Annotated in this window: 14 protein-coding genes; 9 read left to right on the forward strand and 5 right to left on the reverse strand. The window is 60.5% G+C overall.

Features of this window, described 5'->3' with window-relative positions; translation table 11 throughout:
* Together NKJ58_RS25860 and NKJ58_RS25865 are read left to right on the forward strand one after the other, a co-directional pair.
* Complete coding sequence (locus NKJ58_RS25860) at positions 1 to 990, forward strand: glycosyltransferase family 2 protein (RefSeq protein ID WP_031246422.1); 990 nt, start codon at positions 1 to 3, stop codon at positions 988 to 990.
* Positions 977 to 1,891, forward strand: coding sequence for a lysylphosphatidylglycerol synthase transmembrane domain-containing protein (locus NKJ58_RS25865; RefSeq protein WP_023742698.1), 915 nt, complete (start codon positions 977 to 979; stop codon positions 1,889 to 1,891). The genes NKJ58_RS25860 and NKJ58_RS25865 overlap by 14 nt, the downstream gene beginning before the upstream one ends.
* A gap of 85 nt (positions 1,892 to 1,976) precedes the next feature.
* On the opposite strand, the gene NKJ58_RS25870 is transcribed toward NKJ58_RS25865, so the two are convergent.
* Complete coding sequence (locus tag NKJ58_RS25870; RefSeq protein WP_245270990.1) at positions 1,977 to 2,702, reverse strand: ABC transporter ATP-binding protein; 726 nt, start codon at positions 2,700 to 2,702, stop codon at positions 1,977 to 1,979.
* Positions 2,703 to 2,739: 37 nt separating this feature from the next.
* Positions 2,740 to 3,594: an ABC transporter permease gene (locus tag NKJ58_RS25875; protein ID WP_245259960.1), complete on the reverse strand. Its 855-nt coding sequence runs from the start codon at positions 3,592 to 3,594 to the stop codon at positions 2,740 to 2,742.
* A 459-nt stretch (positions 3,595 to 4,053) separates the two neighbouring features.
* On the opposite strand from NKJ58_RS25875, the gene NKJ58_RS25880 reads away from it, so the two are divergent.
* The 3 genes from NKJ58_RS25880 (at position 4,054) to NKJ58_RS25890 (ending at position 7,691) form a co-directional block, all read left to right on the forward strand.
* Positions 4,054 to 6,063: a UDP-N-acetylglucosamine 4,6-dehydratase gene (locus tag NKJ58_RS25880; RefSeq protein ID WP_352854107.1), complete on the forward strand. Its 2,010-nt coding sequence runs from the start codon at positions 4,054 to 4,056 to the stop codon at positions 6,061 to 6,063.
* A 138-nt stretch (positions 6,064 to 6,201) separates the two neighbouring features.
* Complete coding sequence (locus tag NKJ58_RS25885; RefSeq protein WP_023705481.1) at positions 6,202 to 7,134, forward strand: glycosyltransferase family 2 protein; 933 nt, start codon at positions 6,202 to 6,204, stop codon at positions 7,132 to 7,134.
* Positions 7,135 to 7,151: 17 nt separating this feature from the next.
* Positions 7,152 to 7,691, forward strand: coding sequence for a sugar transferase (locus NKJ58_RS25890; RefSeq protein ID WP_352520124.1), 540 nt, complete (start codon positions 7,152 to 7,154; stop codon positions 7,689 to 7,691).
* On the opposite strand, the gene NKJ58_RS25895 is transcribed toward NKJ58_RS25890, so the two are convergent.
* Together NKJ58_RS25895 and NKJ58_RS25900 are read right to left on the reverse strand one after the other, a co-directional pair.
* The gene (locus NKJ58_RS25895; RefSeq protein ID WP_352520123.1) at positions 7,679 to 8,614 is read right to left on the reverse strand and encodes an NAD-dependent epimerase/dehydratase family protein; all 936 of its coding nucleotides are present in this window, start codon (positions 8,612 to 8,614) and stop codon (positions 7,679 to 7,681) included. The genes NKJ58_RS25890 and NKJ58_RS25895 overlap by 13 nt on opposite strands.
* On the reverse strand, positions 8,611 to 9,897 hold the full coding sequence (locus tag NKJ58_RS25900; RefSeq protein WP_352520122.1) for an O-antigen ligase family protein: 1,287 nt from the start codon (positions 9,895 to 9,897) through the stop codon (positions 8,611 to 8,613). Before NKJ58_RS25900 ends, NKJ58_RS25895 begins: the two co-directional genes overlap by 4 nt.
* On the opposite strand from NKJ58_RS25900, the gene NKJ58_RS25905 reads away from it, so the two are divergent.
* The 4 genes from NKJ58_RS25905 (at position 9,897) to cysQ (ending at position 13,956) form a co-directional block, all read left to right on the forward strand.
* A complete protein-coding gene (locus NKJ58_RS25905) occupies positions 9,897 to 10,238 on the forward strand; it encodes a hypothetical protein (protein ID WP_352520121.1) in 342 nt (113 codons plus the stop codon). The two genes, NKJ58_RS25900 and NKJ58_RS25905, sit on opposite strands and share 1 nt — an antisense overlap.
* Before the next feature lie 73 nt (positions 10,239 to 10,311).
* Entirely contained in the window at positions 10,312 to 11,217 is a 906-nt protein-coding gene (gene cysD / locus NKJ58_RS25910) for a sulfate adenylyltransferase subunit CysD (protein WP_352498447.1), read from the forward strand.
* 2 nt (positions 11,218 to 11,219) lie between these two features.
* Positions 11,220 to 13,157, forward strand: a complete 1,938-nt coding sequence (gene cysN / locus NKJ58_RS25915) for a sulfate adenylyltransferase subunit CysN (RefSeq protein ID WP_023742691.1) — start codon at positions 11,220 to 11,222, stop codon at positions 13,155 to 13,157.
* A 10-nt stretch (positions 13,158 to 13,167) separates the two neighbouring features.
* Positions 13,168 to 13,956, forward strand: a complete 789-nt coding sequence (cysQ, locus tag NKJ58_RS25920; RefSeq protein WP_031196090.1) for a 3'(2'),5'-bisphosphate nucleotidase CysQ — start codon at positions 13,168 to 13,170, stop codon at positions 13,954 to 13,956.
* A gap of 1 nt (position 13,957) precedes the next feature.
* On the opposite strand, the gene NKJ58_RS25925 is transcribed toward cysQ, so the two are convergent.
* A complete protein-coding gene (locus tag NKJ58_RS25925; protein WP_023684583.1) occupies positions 13,958 to 15,100 on the reverse strand; it encodes a DegT/DnrJ/EryC1/StrS family aminotransferase in 1,143 nt (380 codons plus the stop codon).
* Positions 15,101 to 15,373 lie beyond the last annotated feature (273 nt).

A 15,373-nucleotide genomic window follows, 5' to 3' on the forward strand; every position in this document is an offset into this window, starting at 1 on the left:
GTGCAGACTGTATCGATAGTGGTGCCCGTAAAGGACGAGCAAGACACTGTTCGGGAGCTCATTATCCAGATCGAGGCGGCCTTTGAGCAGATCGATGCGGCGGAAGCCTCGCTCAAAGAGATCATCTTTGTAGACGATGGGAGTCGGGACAATACCTGGAAGGAGATTCTGAGCGCCACTGAGGCCCATCCTCATGCAAAGGGTATCCGCCTTCGGCGGAACTTTGGCAAAGCAGCGGCGCTCCAGGCCGGCATTTCAAGTGCCCTGGGTAACGTCATCGTCACGATGGACGGAGACCTTCAAGACGACCCGAAGGAAATTTCACGTTTTCTGGACGAAATCCGCGCTGGTTCCGATGTCGTTTCGGGGTGGAAGCAGGTGCGCCATGATCCGCTCGGCAAGACGCTGCCGTCAAAGCTTTTCAATCGAGCGACAGCGAAAGTCTCCGGCGTCGACTTGCACGATTTCAATTGCGGTTTCAAAGCGTACCGCCGAGAGGTTTTCAATAACATTCGCCTCTACGGTGAGCTGCATCGCTTCATCCCAGCCCTAGCTCATGCGACCGGTTTCCAGGTCAGTGAGATCGTCGTCCAGCATCATCCTCGCCGCTTCGGAAAATCCAAATACGGAATTGGTCGCCTTCTGAAGGGCTTCTTGGATCTGCTGACGGTTGTGACCATCACTAAGTTCAATTCACGTCCCGGCCATCTTTTTGGTGGTCTCGGCATGGCCGTCTTCGCGATCGGGTTTATGATTTTCTTGTTTCTCTGCGCACGGTGGTTTGGCGGCGAAGCAATCGGCGGCCGCCCGTTGCTGCTTGTTTCGACGCTCCTGATGATCGTGGGAGTGCAATTCACTCTGTTCGGCATGGTGGCTGAGTTGATCGTTGCGACTCGCGGCGACGATCGCAACCCGAACATTATCGCTGAGGTCACGAATTCGGACGGCAGATCGGTTGTGAAGCCGTTCGACGCTCATGCAAAGCGCTAAGATCCTTCGTACTGGCGGTGTTGTCATTGCTGTGGCCGCAATGTTCTTTGTTGTGCGCTCCGTCTACGGGTACGCTGATCAGCTCTACGAAATGTTGCAGATACCCCAGTTCATCCCCGTTGTTTTGGCCGGTGCGATTTTTTATGCGCTCGTTCTACAGCTTGTTGGACTGGCCTGGTTCACCCTCTTGGCCTCAGTCGGAGAGAAGGCAATCGCTCCATTTCTTGCCCTGCGTATTTTCGCGCGTACCCAAGTCTATAAGTATCTGCCAACCAATGTGGTTCACCTTGTTGGCCGCTTTGTCGTGGCGTCTCGATTGGGTGCTTCAAAGGAAGCGTTGTCTTACGCACAGATGATGGAGATTGTTTTGATGGTCTTGGCTGCCGGAAGCGTGGCACTCCTTTTCTCATTCTCTTTTGTGCTTCAGGCAGGTGAGGATTACGGAATAAATCGTTATCTAGCCTCCGCAGCCTATCTTGTAGGTGGACTAGCAGCTTTTGTGCTGGCCCCTATTGTTGCTGGTCGATATTTCAAGCAGAGCCGCAGACACGTCACCTTTTCGATGGCGGCGCTAAGTATCGCTTCTTATGTTCTTTTTTTTCTTGCTAATGGTTTAATCGTCATCGTCCTTGTCCATGTACTGTACGGACCCACGATGGAGTGGAAGATGGTGATCGGCGTGTCAGCCGCTGGCTGGCTGCTTGGTTTTGTTGTGCCAGGGGCGCCAGGTGGATTGGGTGTTAGAGAGGCGGTCTTCATCGCAGGCCTTACGACGATCGGCATACCAGCGGCCACCTCCACTGCCGTTGCAATTGCACATCGGGTTGTCACTCTTTTGGGCGATGTTCTTCTGTCAGGTCTTGAGCTTGGGTATCGAAAATGGATGGCAGAACCAGAGTAGCTTCACACGTGGCTAACCGAATTTCATGGCATGGTGCGCTAGCGGGGCAGCGATTTTTGATGCGATGAAGCCTGTCGTCAAGAATTTATCTTGGTCGCGACAAAGCAGTTTTTCCAACTTGTGAGGTTTTGACCGACTTCGTCGTAAGCGATTCCACCCGGCCACTTTTGAGCGTCAGTTTTTTTGTGCACACGCTTTCGATCAGGCTCTCATTATGGCTTGCCAGAACGATGATGCCTGCCTTTTCCGCGAGTTCGTCCATACGCCTTTTGGCCTTGTCCTGAAAAGAGGCGTCGCCCGCTCCGATCCATTCATCCATCAGAAGGATTTCCGGGTCTAGCGACGTTGCCATTGAAAACGCAAGCCGCGCGGCCATGCCCTGGCTGTATGCCTTGAACGGCAGGTCAATGAAGTCGCCGAGTTCGCTGAAGGCAATGATGCCCTCCATTTTTTCTTCGATCTCGGCTTCCGTCCAGCCGTTGATCAATCCGCGCAAGACGATGTTCCGGCGCCCAGTGGCCTCGCGGCGAAAGCCTATGTTGATGTTGAACAAGGCGTCGACCTTGCCTTCAATCTCTATGCTTCCTGCCGACGGCTCGTAGATACCGTAAAGCACCTTGAGAAGTGTTGTCTTGCCGGCACCGTTTGGGCCAACTAGGCCCAATCGGTCGCCCGCCTTGAGCTCGAAACTGACGCCGTCGAGAGCTTGCACATACTGCTTTCTGCCTGAGCCTTCAATTTTGCCGCCTGGCCCGCTCACACGCCGATCGGGCGCGGAAAGCGTCAGCCTCTCATGCAGTTTGTAGACCAAGCTAATATTGTGCAACTTTATGGAAACCATCGAAAACTCAGATGATGAAGACGACTTGCTTGCGATACCGGCCAAGCAGCAGCAATGCAATCGCCCATACAGTCAGAGAGATGGTGCCGGTTACAGCGAAAGCGTGCATTGGCAATTCGTCACTGATGATCGGAACTCGAACGATCTCTAGAAAATAGGTGAACGGGTTCCAGTGATAGGCATATTTTTGAATGCCGTCTTGCCCATCATACACCCAGAAAACGGGCGTAAAAAACATGCCAACCCGCATCATGTTGCCGACGATGAACTCACTGTCCGGGAAGAAAGCGCCAAGAAAAGCGAAGACCGTGATAACGGCTGGGGTGGCAATCAGGATCATGAGCAGTCCCGCGAGCGACCACAGCCAACCAGCATTGAGCCCGGACCCGCTCAGGAACAGAATGACAACGCAACCCACGATCGCATAGCCCGCGCGGATAATTGATTGCAGCGCCAATCGCATCACATACACAAACAACGGCAGCGTGGTACCTTCTATGAAGCTCTCTTCGCGTTTGAAGAGCGATACGCTCAAGCTGATGACCTCCATCAGGTAGAACCACACCAGAAGGCCGATGGCGACATAGGCAGCATAGCCCGCAGCATCGTTGCCGGCGGGCTGGAACACGAATACGAACGTGCCGACGAACGCTACGTAGTTGACCAGCAGCCAAAGCGGGCCGAGCGTCGTGCGCCTATGCTGATCGCCGATGTCTTCGTGAGCAAGCGCAATCCAGACCCGGTGCAGCTTCATGGCCTTGCTGATATCGTCGACAGCGCCGTTTAGTGCCGCAATCATCGTTCCTAGTGTCGCAGTCTTTTGTTGTTGTGATTCACGTCCCATGGCCGTTGGACCGGCCAAAGGCGCCCTTCATAGCCACTGCGGCACGCATTTGGCAACGCATTGCGTCGCAATGAAGTCGCGATGGACCACGAATCGCTTGCGACAGGTCGACGCCCCTTACCTCGATATCGCAATCGGCGCACTGCGCGAATCGTAAGTTCATGCCTCTGATTATGAGCAGAGGCGCATCCTGGCACTTGGCTACAATCCCGGCAGAGGCTCAAGGCGCGCCGTTTACCCCAGCGGCTCGATATTTTGCCATACTTGGCGAAAACCTCGTTCGTTCAATTATTTTCAATCCCTTAACCAAAGGGTCCGCCAAAAAAATTAGTGGCGATCACTACAACTCCACGCTATGCGATACAAAGCGGCGGGGCTGGGGATTGGCACTCTAAACAGGTGATCGGTGACGGGTTTCCGTCGCTCTTGCACCACGTTAGTGTCCATGTCCTTGCGCCTGGAGTTCAGTACTACCCAATGACATCCTATGTAGAGGTCGTGTCCGGACTTCGGCCGAAGATGCGGCGCGCCATTATAATGATCCAGGATCTGGTCATGGTCCTGGTCGCGGTGGCGCTGAGTCTGGGGCTTTCGCAGTCGAGACTTTCATTCGACGCGCTCTCCACGGCCGGCCTGGCGTGCTGGGCAAGTATTGTTCTTCTCAGCCATATGCTGTTTCGCTATTGCGGCCTCTACAACACCGTGTGGCGTTTCGCCTCCACGCCGGACTTCTTCAACATCCTGAAGAGCTGCGCCATCCTGACCGTCACGCTCTATGTCGTCTCGCTGGCGGTTCGATCGTTTCAGCCGGTGACCGGCCTCAACGAGCGCCAGTTCATCGTCTTTTTCCTCGTCTCCTTCACCATCATATCGGCGCCTCGGCTCTATTACCGGTTCCTGCGCGACGGGGCGAGCTGGCGAATCCTGAGCCGCAACCCAAACAATGCGGCGATCAAACAAGCGCTGTTCGTCGGCAGGCTTGGCGAAGCAGACGTCATCATCCGCTTCACACGCACGGCCGAGCCGGCCGAATATTCCATCGCCGGCATCATGGCCATCGAGAACGGCGCGCCGTTGGGCACGCAGATACAGGGCGTTCCGGTGGTGGCCGTGCGGCCCCGCCTGGTCGAGGTCCTCGAAGAATATGCAAGAGGCACCAAAAGCCTCGACATGCTGATTTTCGGCAATGGCACCGAGCGCGAGATCGAGGAATACTCGGAGCTGGTCCGTGTCGCCCGTCACAGCGGCATCGCCGTCGTCCAGTTCTCCGGTGTCTCGGAGCTCGGGCAGGGCGGAAAGCTGGTTCTCGACGCTGTCGAGATGGAAACGATCCTGCGCCGCTCCACGGTCCCGTCGGACGTTGAGCGCATTGGCGGCTTCGTCAGCGGCAAGCGCGTCCTGGTGACCGGCGGCGCCGGCTCCATCGGCCGCATCCTGGTCAAGCGGACGCTGGAACTCGGCGCCGAGGCGGTTCTGGTTGCCGACATCTCGGAGTTCGGGATTTTCCAGCTCGACCAGCAGGTTGACGAAAAGGATCATGCCCGGCTCAAGAGCCGCATCGTCGATGTCACCGACCGGCGCCAGATCACCCGCGCCGTCACCGACTTCAAGCCCGACATCATCTTCCACGCCGCCGCGCTCAAACATGTGCCGCTGCTCGAGGAAAACTGGGAATCGGCGATCCAGACCAACATTTTGGGTACTCTCGTCTGCGCCGAGGTTGCCGCCAAATGCGGGGTGCCGCAGTTCCTGCTGATTTCCAGCGATAAGGCGGTCGATCCGACCTCGGTGCTCGGCATGACGAAACGCGCCGCCGAGCAGATCGTCTCTTCGCTGCACGAAACGCACGCCACCGAACCCAATGGCCGTCGCTCCGGCACCAAGTTCATCGCCGTGCGGTTCGGCAATGTCTTCGGCTCCAACGGTTCGGTCGCCACCATCTTCCAGGCGCAGATCGAGGCCGGCGGTCCGGTCACCATCACCGATCGCCGCATGACCCGCTACTTCATGACGGTGGCCGAAGCCGTCGACCTCGTCATCATGTCGGCAGCCGATGCCGAGCGGCGCCAGGGCAAGGACGATTACGCCATCTATATGCTCGACATGGGCAAGCCGGTGCCGATCCTCGAAGTCGCCGAAACCATGATCCGCATGGCCGGCAAAAGCCCCTACACCGACATTCCGATCCGTTTCACCGGGATCAGGCCGGGCGAGAAGCTTCACGAGGTGCTGCATGGCGGCAATGAGGAGATTGTCGCGCTCGATATCCCCAAGATCTTCGGCCTCAGAACCGATGTCGTGGGGTGGCCCAGGGTCCAAGCGGCGCTGACGTCGCTGCAGGCGGCCATGCGCGACCAGGACAAGGCCGCCGCGCTCGCCGTCATGGCCGGGCTTCATCAGGCGGAAGAGCCTCAAGCCGACGCGCGCCGCGAAACCATTGCGAAAACAGTCGGGCAGCGGGTTAGAGCAATTCCCGGAAAAGTGTGAAGCGGTTTCCCGGGAAATCGCGTAGCGCTTTCCCTGAGGAATTGCGTAAAAACAAACATGCTGTCCTGATCGACCGGGATTGGCTATTGAAACCAATCCGATGGCCGTTCCCAGGCGCTTGCAGATGATTCTGAACCAGTGAGCAGACAAGATCAGCGCGTGGCCGTGCTGCTGGGCACGAAAGATGGCGCGGCTTTCCTTGACGAGCAGCTCGCGTCGCTGGCTGCGCAATCGCATCCTGTTGTCGACCTCTGGGTTTCCGACGACGGTTCGACAGACGGCACTTCGGCCATTATCGGCGCCTGGCAGAGCCGCTGGTCCAAGGGCCGGTTGACCCTGTCGAATGGTCCTCGCCAGGGCTTTGCCGCCAATTTCCGCGCGATGATCATCGATCCGCGCATCGAGGCCGACTACTACGCCTTCTGCGACCAGGATGACATCTGGGAGCCGGATAGGTTGGAGAGCGCTATTGCCTGGATGCAAGGGCACGATGCCGCAACGCCGCTGCTGTTTTGCTCCAGGACCGCGACCATGTCCGAAACCGGAGCGGCGCAAGGGTATTCGCCGCTGTTCCAGCATCCACCCGCATTTCGCAATGCGCTGGTGCAAAGCATTGCCGGCGGCAACACGATGATGATCAACCGCGCCGCGCGAAAGTTGCTGGCAAAGGCATCGGCAAGGACCGAGTTCGTCAGCCATGACTGGTGGACCTACCTGATCGTCACGGCTGCCGGCGGCATTGTCCGTTATGACCCGCGACCGCTGGTGCGCTACCGCCAGCATGAGGCAAATCTGGTCGGCGCCAACGTGTCCTGGAAGGCGAGGCTGTCGCGGCTGGGGCGCCTGTTCAGGGGCGAGTTCGCCGTCTGGACCGATCACAATCTGAGTGGCCTGGCGGTCAATCGCGACATCCTCTCGAGGGATGCCGCCGCGTGTCTCGGCCTGTTCATCAGGGCGCGAAAGGGCGGTATCCTGCGACGCCTGCGCCTTCTCAGGAAAAGCGGCGTCTACCGGCAGACGCTGGCTGGGACGCTTGGGCTCTATCTGGCGTTCATCTGGCGGCGGATCTAGAGCATGCAGAGACGGCCATGAGGGAACCCAAGCGAGCTTTCGACCTGGCGGTGGCGGCGCTGCTGCTGCCACTGGCCTCGCCTTTCGTCCTGCTTGCCATGCTAGCAATCAGGACGACGTCGCCTGGACCGGCACTCTTCTCTCAAACCCGTGTCGGCCAGCACGGGGTGCCGTTTGCCTGCCACAAGCTGCGCACGATGGTTGTGGGAACGCCGTCTCTGCCCTCGCATCAGGCGCCGGCAATTTCCGTCACTGCCGTCGGCGAGGTGCTGCGGAAATTCAAGATCGACGAGCTGCCGCAGCTCTGGAACGTGCTCAAGGGCGAGATGAGCCTGGTTGGGCCGCGTCCATGCCTGCCCACGCAAACCGAATTGATCGAACGCCGCAGGCAATTGGGTGTGCTTGCCGCACTTCCGGGCATTACCGGGCTGGCACAGATGAAAGGCATCGACATGTCGGATCCGAAACTCTGCGCCGAAACGGATGCCGAATATCTCAGGGGAGCCTCGATCGGACTCGACGTCAAAATCCTGCTTGGCACAATCTACCGGACCTGACGGGCCTGTCGTGCAAGTTCCTCAATCCGGCCGAGCGTGTCGGTTTCGGGCATCCAGCCTTCCGAGATCAGCAGTGACGGGTCGCAAATCTGTGTCGCCATGGAAGCGTCGTACGCTGCTTTTCTGCCAAGCAGTGTGGCGAACAGCCTGAATGGCCAGGCCGGCACAGGAACGAGCCGGGTCGGAACGTCGTATCCGTGCCTGAATGCAGTCAAGATTTCGGACATCGCAACGGGGGAAGCATCGCCCAGGACATAGGTCGGGCGCGGTGGCGTGGGACGAGTCAAAAGATGCGCCACGGCGCCAGCCACCGCGTCGCGCGATATCAGCGAACGAACTGCGGTGAAAGCGCCTAAGGGCAATGGTAAGGCAATGGCGGCAGCCCGCATCATTCCACGCAGGTTTCCCTTCATGCCTTCGCCATAGACCGGCGGCAGGCGCAGCGCCGTGGCATCGGAGGGCCTGGACGCATAGGCTTCCAGTGTCTTGATCTCGCCTTCGCGTTTCGAGCGCCCGTAGGCGCATTGTGGGGCAGGGAGCGTCGCCTCGCTGATCGTTCCGCTGAAACCGGGACCGGCTACTGCCCGGATCGACGACAGATAGATGAAGCGCCCGCTTGTCCGCGAGGCGGCCGCGCGCGCCAGCTGGGCGGTCAGTGTCGCGTTGGCGGCCATGAAGTCGGCTTCGCTCGCCTTGCGGTCATTGTTGAGCGCCGCACAGTGGACGACATGGGTGACATCTCGCATCAGCGCCTGGAATGCCTGGGCCGGCGCGTCAAAGTCCGGCAACAAAACCGCATCGCTCACGGGACCGAGCCGTTCCGGGTGGCGCGATGCCATGCGCACCCCGAACCCGGCTTCGCGAAGCTGGTTGACCACCTGCCTGCCGATGAAACCCGTCGCGCCTGTGACCAGCACTTTCACGGCCGGCTTGCCTGGGGCGCCGGGGCCTGTTGTTCCGGCAGCATTTGTTGCCGGCCCGATGCAAGATATGTCCCGGACACCAGGAACACCATCAGTGTGGCATCGAGGATGTCGTGGCCGACCAGGATGCCGGTCAGGCCGCCGATGAGGTAGGTGATCGCAGTGACGACAATCATCGTGGCGCCGAACCGCTCGATCGCGTCCGTGCTGGTGCGCAGCACGATGGCCGCGTTTCTCGCGGCAACGAAGAACACAGCCGCGAGCGTTATGGCTCCAAGCAGCCCGGCCTCCACCAATGCGGTCAGGAAGCCATTGTGAAAATGGCTGAAGCCCGTGGACGGCATGTTGAACTGACTGTGGAACCCATCCTTTATCAGCTCACGGCTTGCAGCAATGCCGTGACCGAAAATCGGCATGTCGTGGAAGGCGCTCAGCCCAATCTGCCAAAGTGCTGCGCGCAAGCCGAGCGCGGTCGTGTGGTCGCCCTTCGTGGCGAGCGCATCCCAGTCGCTGAACAGGAAGGCCGCGCGCTCGGAAATGATCGGGAGACCAATGACAGCGATGACGATGCCGATCGCGCCCGCAATCAGCAAAAGCCGAATGGCGTTTCTGTTGTTGAGCTTGCGACGGTTGATCAGCAGGACCGCGATGCCGGCCACCAGCATCGCCAGCCAGATGATCCGCGATCCCGAATAGACGATGGCGACCGCGCCGGCCAGTGTCGCGCAGGCCAGCAACGCCCTGTTCTTTTCGACACCCGATAAGGCGCCTGCCAGGCACATCATCATGCTGAGGCAGGCGACGGTCGCGAACACGATCGGATTGCCGGCGCCGCCTTCGGCCCGTATGCCCAGCCCGTGATATTGCACGACCGCCAGCAGCAGGGCGCCAAGGCAGGCGGCAGCGCTCGCCAGCACGACAATGCGCGTCAGCGTTGGTTTCTCGCTAATGCTCCAGGTCGCGTATGAGACTGGGAAAAACAGGAAGGTGATCAGCCCTGCCAGATGCGGCGCATCCCTGGCGATCGAATTGTTGACGATGGAGGCGAGCACGCTGGCTGCACAATAGGCATAGATGGCCACCGTCATCGCCGTCATCGGCCGGTCGATGTTGAAACGCCGTCTTTTCAGCGCAAGCAGAAGCACCGACCACAGGCCGCCACCATTGAACAAAAAGCTGACCGCCGATCCCAGCACCGGCGGGAAAAAGAAGCACAGAATGGAGAAGGTGATGTTGATCCGTGACGGCGAAACGTGCTGCTTGATGGCGGAAATCGGGGTCAATGCTCTGGTTCACAATGCGCTGGGTCGCTTGGCGACGGACGATGTTTGGCGGCGGCATTTGCGGCATGCCGCCCGGCGCAGGTTCAGGAGCCGGTATAGCGGCTGGGTGCGGTTTTCGAAAGTGCGACGAGGTCGGGCCGGCAAGTCTTTCGGTTCAGGCAAGATTTTTCTGGGGCTGTGAAGGCTATCGGTTCGCCGGGCAGGAATTTCCGTTCTCGGAGCCTTTCATGGAAAATTCGTTCCCGATCGGTGTGGCCGCCGGCCTTTCCAGCGTTGTTATATCAGGTGGCGATCTGCTAGAACGCCGGCACGAACCGATAGTGTCCAGCAGTGAAGCTTGAACCGGGCGCCTGACAAGGACGCCCGATCCATCTGATGCAAGGTCTGGATTGCACGAGAGAACGCTCACAGTCCATGAACATCGCGCTTACGCATCTGCAGCGGCTCGAGGCCGAATCCATCCACATCTTCCGTGAGGTTGCAGCCTCCTTCTCCAAGCCGGTGATGCTCTATTCCGTCGGCAAGGATTCCTCCGTGCTGATGCATCTGGCGATGAAGGCCTTCTATCCGGCCAAGCCGCCTTTCCCCTTCCTGCATGTCGACACCACCTGGAAGTTCCGCGAGATGATCGCCTTTCGCGACCAGATGGCGCAGAAGCTCGGCTTCGACCTGCTGGTCCACGTCAATGAAGACGGCGTGCGCGACGGTATCAACCCCTTTGACCATGGCTCGAACACCCACACCCATGTGATGAAGACGGTGGCGTTGCGCCAGGCGCTCGACAAATACGGCTTTGACGCTGCCTTCGGCGGGGCGCGGCGCGACGAGGAGAAGTCGCGCGCCAAGGAGCGCATCTTTTCCTTCCGCAACGCCCAGCATGTCTGGGACCCGAAGAACCAGCGGCCGGAGATGTGGAAGATCTTCAACACCCGCATTGCGCCGGGCGAATCGATCCGCGTGTTTCCGCTGTCGAATTGGACCGAGCTCGATATCTGGCAGTACATTCTGCAGGAAAACATCCCGATCGTGCCGCTCTATTTCGCCAAGGAGCGGCCGGTGGTCGAACGCGACGGCATGCTGATCATGAAGGATGACGATCGCATGCAATTGCGCCCCGGTGAGACGGTGGAGAACCGCCTGGTGCGTTTCCGCACGCTTGGCTGTTATCCGCTGACCGGCGCCATCGAATCCGACGCCGACACGCTCGAAGCCATCGTCGGCGAGATGCTGACGGCGCGCACCTCCGAGCGCCAGGGCCGCCTCATCGACCGCGATGAAGCCGGCTCGATGGAAAAGAAGAAGCGCGAGGGATATTTCTGAGCATGCGCCATATCCTGGCCAAGAGCCTCGCTCCCACCGACGGCGTGCGCGAATACATGGCGGCGCAGGAGAAGAAGTCGCTGCTGCGCTTCCTCACCTGCGGCTCGGTCGACGACGGCAAGTCGACGCTGATCGGCCGTCTTCTGTCCGACACAAAGCAGATCTTCGAGGACCAGCTCGCCGCACTCGAGCGCGATTCCCGCAAGCACGGCACCACTGGCGACGACATCGACTTCGCGCTTCTGGTCGACGGCCTCGAGGCCGAGCGCGAGCAAGGCATCACCATCGACGTCGCCTACCGCTTCTTCGCCACGCCCAAGCGCAAGTTCATCGTCGCCGACACCCCCGGCCATGAACAGTACACCCGCAACATGGCGACCGGCGCATCGACTGCCGATCTCGCCATCGTGCTGATCGATGCGCGCCAGGGTGTGCTGCGCCAGACCCGGCGCCACTCGATCATCGCTTCGCTGCTCGGCATCCGCCATATCGTGCTTGCCGTCAACAAGATCGACCTCGTCGATTTCGACCAGGCGGTGTTCGACCGTATCGTCGAGGATTACCGGCAGTTCTCGCACGAGCTCGGCTTCCAGACGATCGTGCCGATCCCGATGTCGGCCCGCTATGGCGACAATGTCACCAGCCGCTCCGGCAAGACGGCGTGGTATTCCGGCCCGTCGCTGATCGAGCATCTCGAAACCATATCGGTCGACGAGGCCGCGGTCGAACTGCCGTTCCGGTTTCCGGTGCAGTATGTCAACCGGCCCAATCTCGACTTCCGCGGCTTTGCCGGCACCATCGCGTCCGGCTCCGTCGCGCAGGGCGACGAGGTGGTGGTCGCCAAATCCGGCAAGGCCTCGCGGGTCAAGCGCATCGTCGCGCAAGGCGGCGATCTTGCCCAGGCGGTGGCCGGCCAGGCCATCACCCTTGTGCTCGATGACGAGGTCGAGGTCTCCAGAGGCAACATGCTGGTGTCGCCGGCGGCACGGCCGCAGGTCGCCGACCAGTTCGCCGCCAACATCGTCTGGTTCGACGAGGCAGCGCTGCTGCCGGGACGCTCCTATATACTGCGCACCGAGACCGACCAGACCAGCGCCACCGTCACCGACCTGAAATACCGCGTCAACGTCAACGACTTCGCTCGCGAGGCGGCGAAGTCGCTCGAGATGAACGAAGTCGGCATCTGCAACATCTCGACCCGGGCGCCGATCGCCTTCGACACCTTCGCCGACAACCGCGATACCGGCGCCTTCATCCTGATCGACCGCATCACCAATGCCACGGTCGGCGCCGGCATGATCCTGCATACCTTGCGCCGCGCCGAAAACATCCACTGGCAGTCGCTCGATGTCGGCAAGCGTGGCCGTTCCGACTTGAAGAGCCAGCGTCCCGCCGTGTTCTGGTTCACCGGCCTTTCCGGTTCGGGCAAGTCGACCATCGCCAACCTGCTCGAGAAGAAGCTGTTCGCTTCCGGGCGCCACACCTACATTCTCGACGGCGACAATGTCCGCCACGGCCTCAACCGCGATCTCGGCTTCACCGACGCCGATCGGGTCGAAAACATCCGCCGTGTCGCCGAAGTGGCAAAGCTGATGGCCGATGCCGGGCTGATCGTCATCGTCTCCTTCATTTCCCCCTTCAGCGCCGAGCGGCGCATGGCCAGGGAGTTGATGGCCGACGGCGAGTTCGTCGAAGTGTTCGTCGATACGCCGTTCGAGGAATGCGCCCGACGCGACCCGAAAGGCCTTTACGCACGGGCGCTGAATGGCGAGATCAAGAACTTCACCGGCGTCGATTCCCCGTATGAAGCTCCCGAAAATCCCGAAATCCATCTCAAGACACTCGGCAAGACGGCCGAGGAGATGGTAGAGGCTCTGGAACACTGGCTGAATGAGCGCGACATTGCCGAAGACCAATATGACAGCGGCGGCGGCATCTGACGACGAAGTGATGCTCGACGTGTTCGAGCGCCTGGCGCTCGAAGCCGGACGCGAGGTGATGCGGGTCTTCAAGGCCGGCTGCGCGGTCGACAGCAAGTCGGACTCCTCGCCGGTCACGGAAGCCGACCGCGAGAGCGAGACGATCATCCTCGCCGGCCTGCGTGCGGCCTATCCCGATATTCCCTGCGTGGCCGAGGAAGAGGTCGCCGAAGGCATTGTGCCGCCCGATCTGGATGGCGCCTTCTTCCTGATCGATCCGCTCGATGGAACGAAGGAATTCGTCAACCGCCGGACCGATTTCACCGTCAACATCGCGCTTGTCCGGCACGGCGTGCCGGAGATCGGCGTCGTCTTCGCACCGTGCAGCGGGCGGTTCTTCTCTGGACGGCCGGGCTGGGCCGAAGCAATCGAGGTCGATGGCGACTTCCGTATCGTCGGCCGCCGGCGGATTTCGGTTAGGAGGGCGGTCACGCCGCTGGCGGTCGTTGCCAGCCGCTCGCACAACACCCCGGAGACCGAAGCCTTCATCAAGGATCTCGGCGCCGCCGAGATCGTCTCGGTCGGCTCATCGCTGAAATTCTGCCTGCTCGCCGCAGCCGAAGCCGACATCTATCCGCGCTTCGGCCGCACCATGGAATGGGACACGGCGGCCGGCGACGCCGTACTGCGCGCCGCCGGCGGCATGACGCGCACGCTGGACGGCGAGCCGCTCACCTATGGCAAGCGCAAACAGAGCGACGACGAGGATTTCGCCAACCCGCATTTTATTGCGAGCGGGAAGGCGGCGGACGCGGCGTAACTTACGCCGCCGCTACATGCGCCGAGTTCGAGCCAATGTAGTTGCGGATCGTCTCGATGATGCGGTCCTGGTCGGCTTCGCTGAGATAGGGATGCATCGGCAGGCACAGGATGCGCTTCGGCAGTTCCTCCGAAACCGCAAGCCCGGTCGGCGTGCGCGGATAGTCGCGATAGGCGACCTGCTCGTGCAGCGGCTTCACATAATAGATCACCGAAGGGATGCCCTTTTCGCCGAGATGCGCCCTCAACCCGTCGCGCTTCGGCGTCTCGATGGCGTATTGCGCCCAGGCCGAGCGGCCACCGCCCAGATTGCGTGACGCCTTGACGATGTCGCCGAGACCTTCGGCGTAGCGCTTGGCCACGACCTGGCGGGCGACCATCTCGTCTTCGAGGATGGCGAGTTTCTCGATCAGGATCGCCGCCTGGATGGTGTCGAGGCGTGAATTGATGCCGACGCGGACATTGTCATACTGCGTCCCGCCCTTACCGTGGAACGCAAACGAGCGCAGCTGGTCGGCCAGCGCGTCGTCATTGGTGAACATCGCGCCGCCATCGCCGTAGCAGCCCAGCGGCTTGGCCGGATAAAAGCTGGTCGAGCCGACATGGCCGAAGGCGCCGCACATTGTGCCGTCGGCCGAACCGCCGATCGACTGCGCCGCATCCTCGATCACCAGCAGCCCTTCGCGCCTGGCAATCGCCATGATCGCCTCGTAGTTGGCGGCAAGCCCAAACAAGTCGACGGGAATGATCGCCTTCGGCTTCAGCCGGCCTTCCTTCTTGATCATGGCGATCGCCGCCTCGAGGCTGGCGATGTCGATGTTGTAGGTCTCGGCCTCGACATCGACGAACACTGGTTCGGCCTTGGCAAGCGCCACCACTTCCGCCGTCGCGGCAAAGGTGAAGCTCGGCACGAACACCGCGTCGCCGGGGCCGATACCGGCGGCAAACAGCGGCAACAGCAGCGCGTCGGTGCCGTTGGCGCAGGCCACGACATGCTTGGTGCCGATATAGGCTGCGAGCTTGTTTTCGAATTCGGTGACTTGCGGTCCGAGGATATAGCGGCCTTCCTCGACGACATTGTCGATCGCGGCCTTCAGCCGGTCGCGGATACGTTCGCGCTGCGCGCCAAGATCGATGAACTGCATGTCGGCCTCAAAACGGTGTGGTGCGGGCTGCCCCGGGGACAATGACACGCACAGAAACAACAACTTAACCGGGCCGCTGGTACCAGAGTTGGGCCGGTCTAGAAAGCCGGACCGGCCGCGGGACGGGTTGTCTAGGTGTCGCAGCCTGTTACTTCAGGCTTTCCCTGCATTGCCGCAAGATGCCGGAAATCCGGGCTTCGCCGCCTATTAATCCGGCTAATTCAGTGCGTCTTTCCGGCTCGCGGAAACATAAAGTGATCGGCTGCTTGCAGC

It is taken from the genome of Mesorhizobium sp. M0139 (assembly GCF_040322455.1).
In the GTDB taxonomy this organism is placed as follows: Bacteria; Pseudomonadota; Alphaproteobacteria; order Rhizobiales; family Rhizobiaceae; genus Mesorhizobium.

Coding starts and splice junctions, on each gene's coding strand:
- cysD (WP_352498447.1), top strand. CDS start 10,312: ATGAACATCGCGCTTACGCATCTGCAGCGGCTCGAGGCCGAATCCATC.
- NKJ58_RS25880 (WP_352854107.1), top strand. CDS start 4,054: ATGACATCCTATGTAGAGGTCGTGTCCGGACTTCGGCCGAAGATGCGG.
- NKJ58_RS25925 (WP_023684583.1), bottom strand. CDS start 15,100: ATGCAGTTCATCGATCTTGGCGCGCAGCGCGAACGTATCCGCGACCGG.
- cysQ (WP_031196090.1), top strand. CDS start 13,168: ATGCTCGACGTGTTCGAGCGCCTGGCGCTCGAAGCCGGACGCGAGGTG.
- cysN (WP_023742691.1), top strand. CDS start 11,220: ATGCGCCATATCCTGGCCAAGAGCCTCGCTCCCACCGACGGCGTGCGC.
- NKJ58_RS25890 (WP_352520124.1), top strand. CDS start 7,152: ATGAGGGAACCCAAGCGAGCTTTCGACCTGGCGGTGGCGGCGCTGCTG.
- NKJ58_RS25905 (WP_352520121.1), top strand. CDS start 9,897: ATGCTCTGGTTCACAATGCGCTGGGTCGCTTGGCGACGGACGATGTTT.
- NKJ58_RS25865 (WP_023742698.1), top strand. CDS start 977: ATGCAAAGCGCTAAGATCCTTCGTACTGGCGGTGTTGTCATTGCTGTG.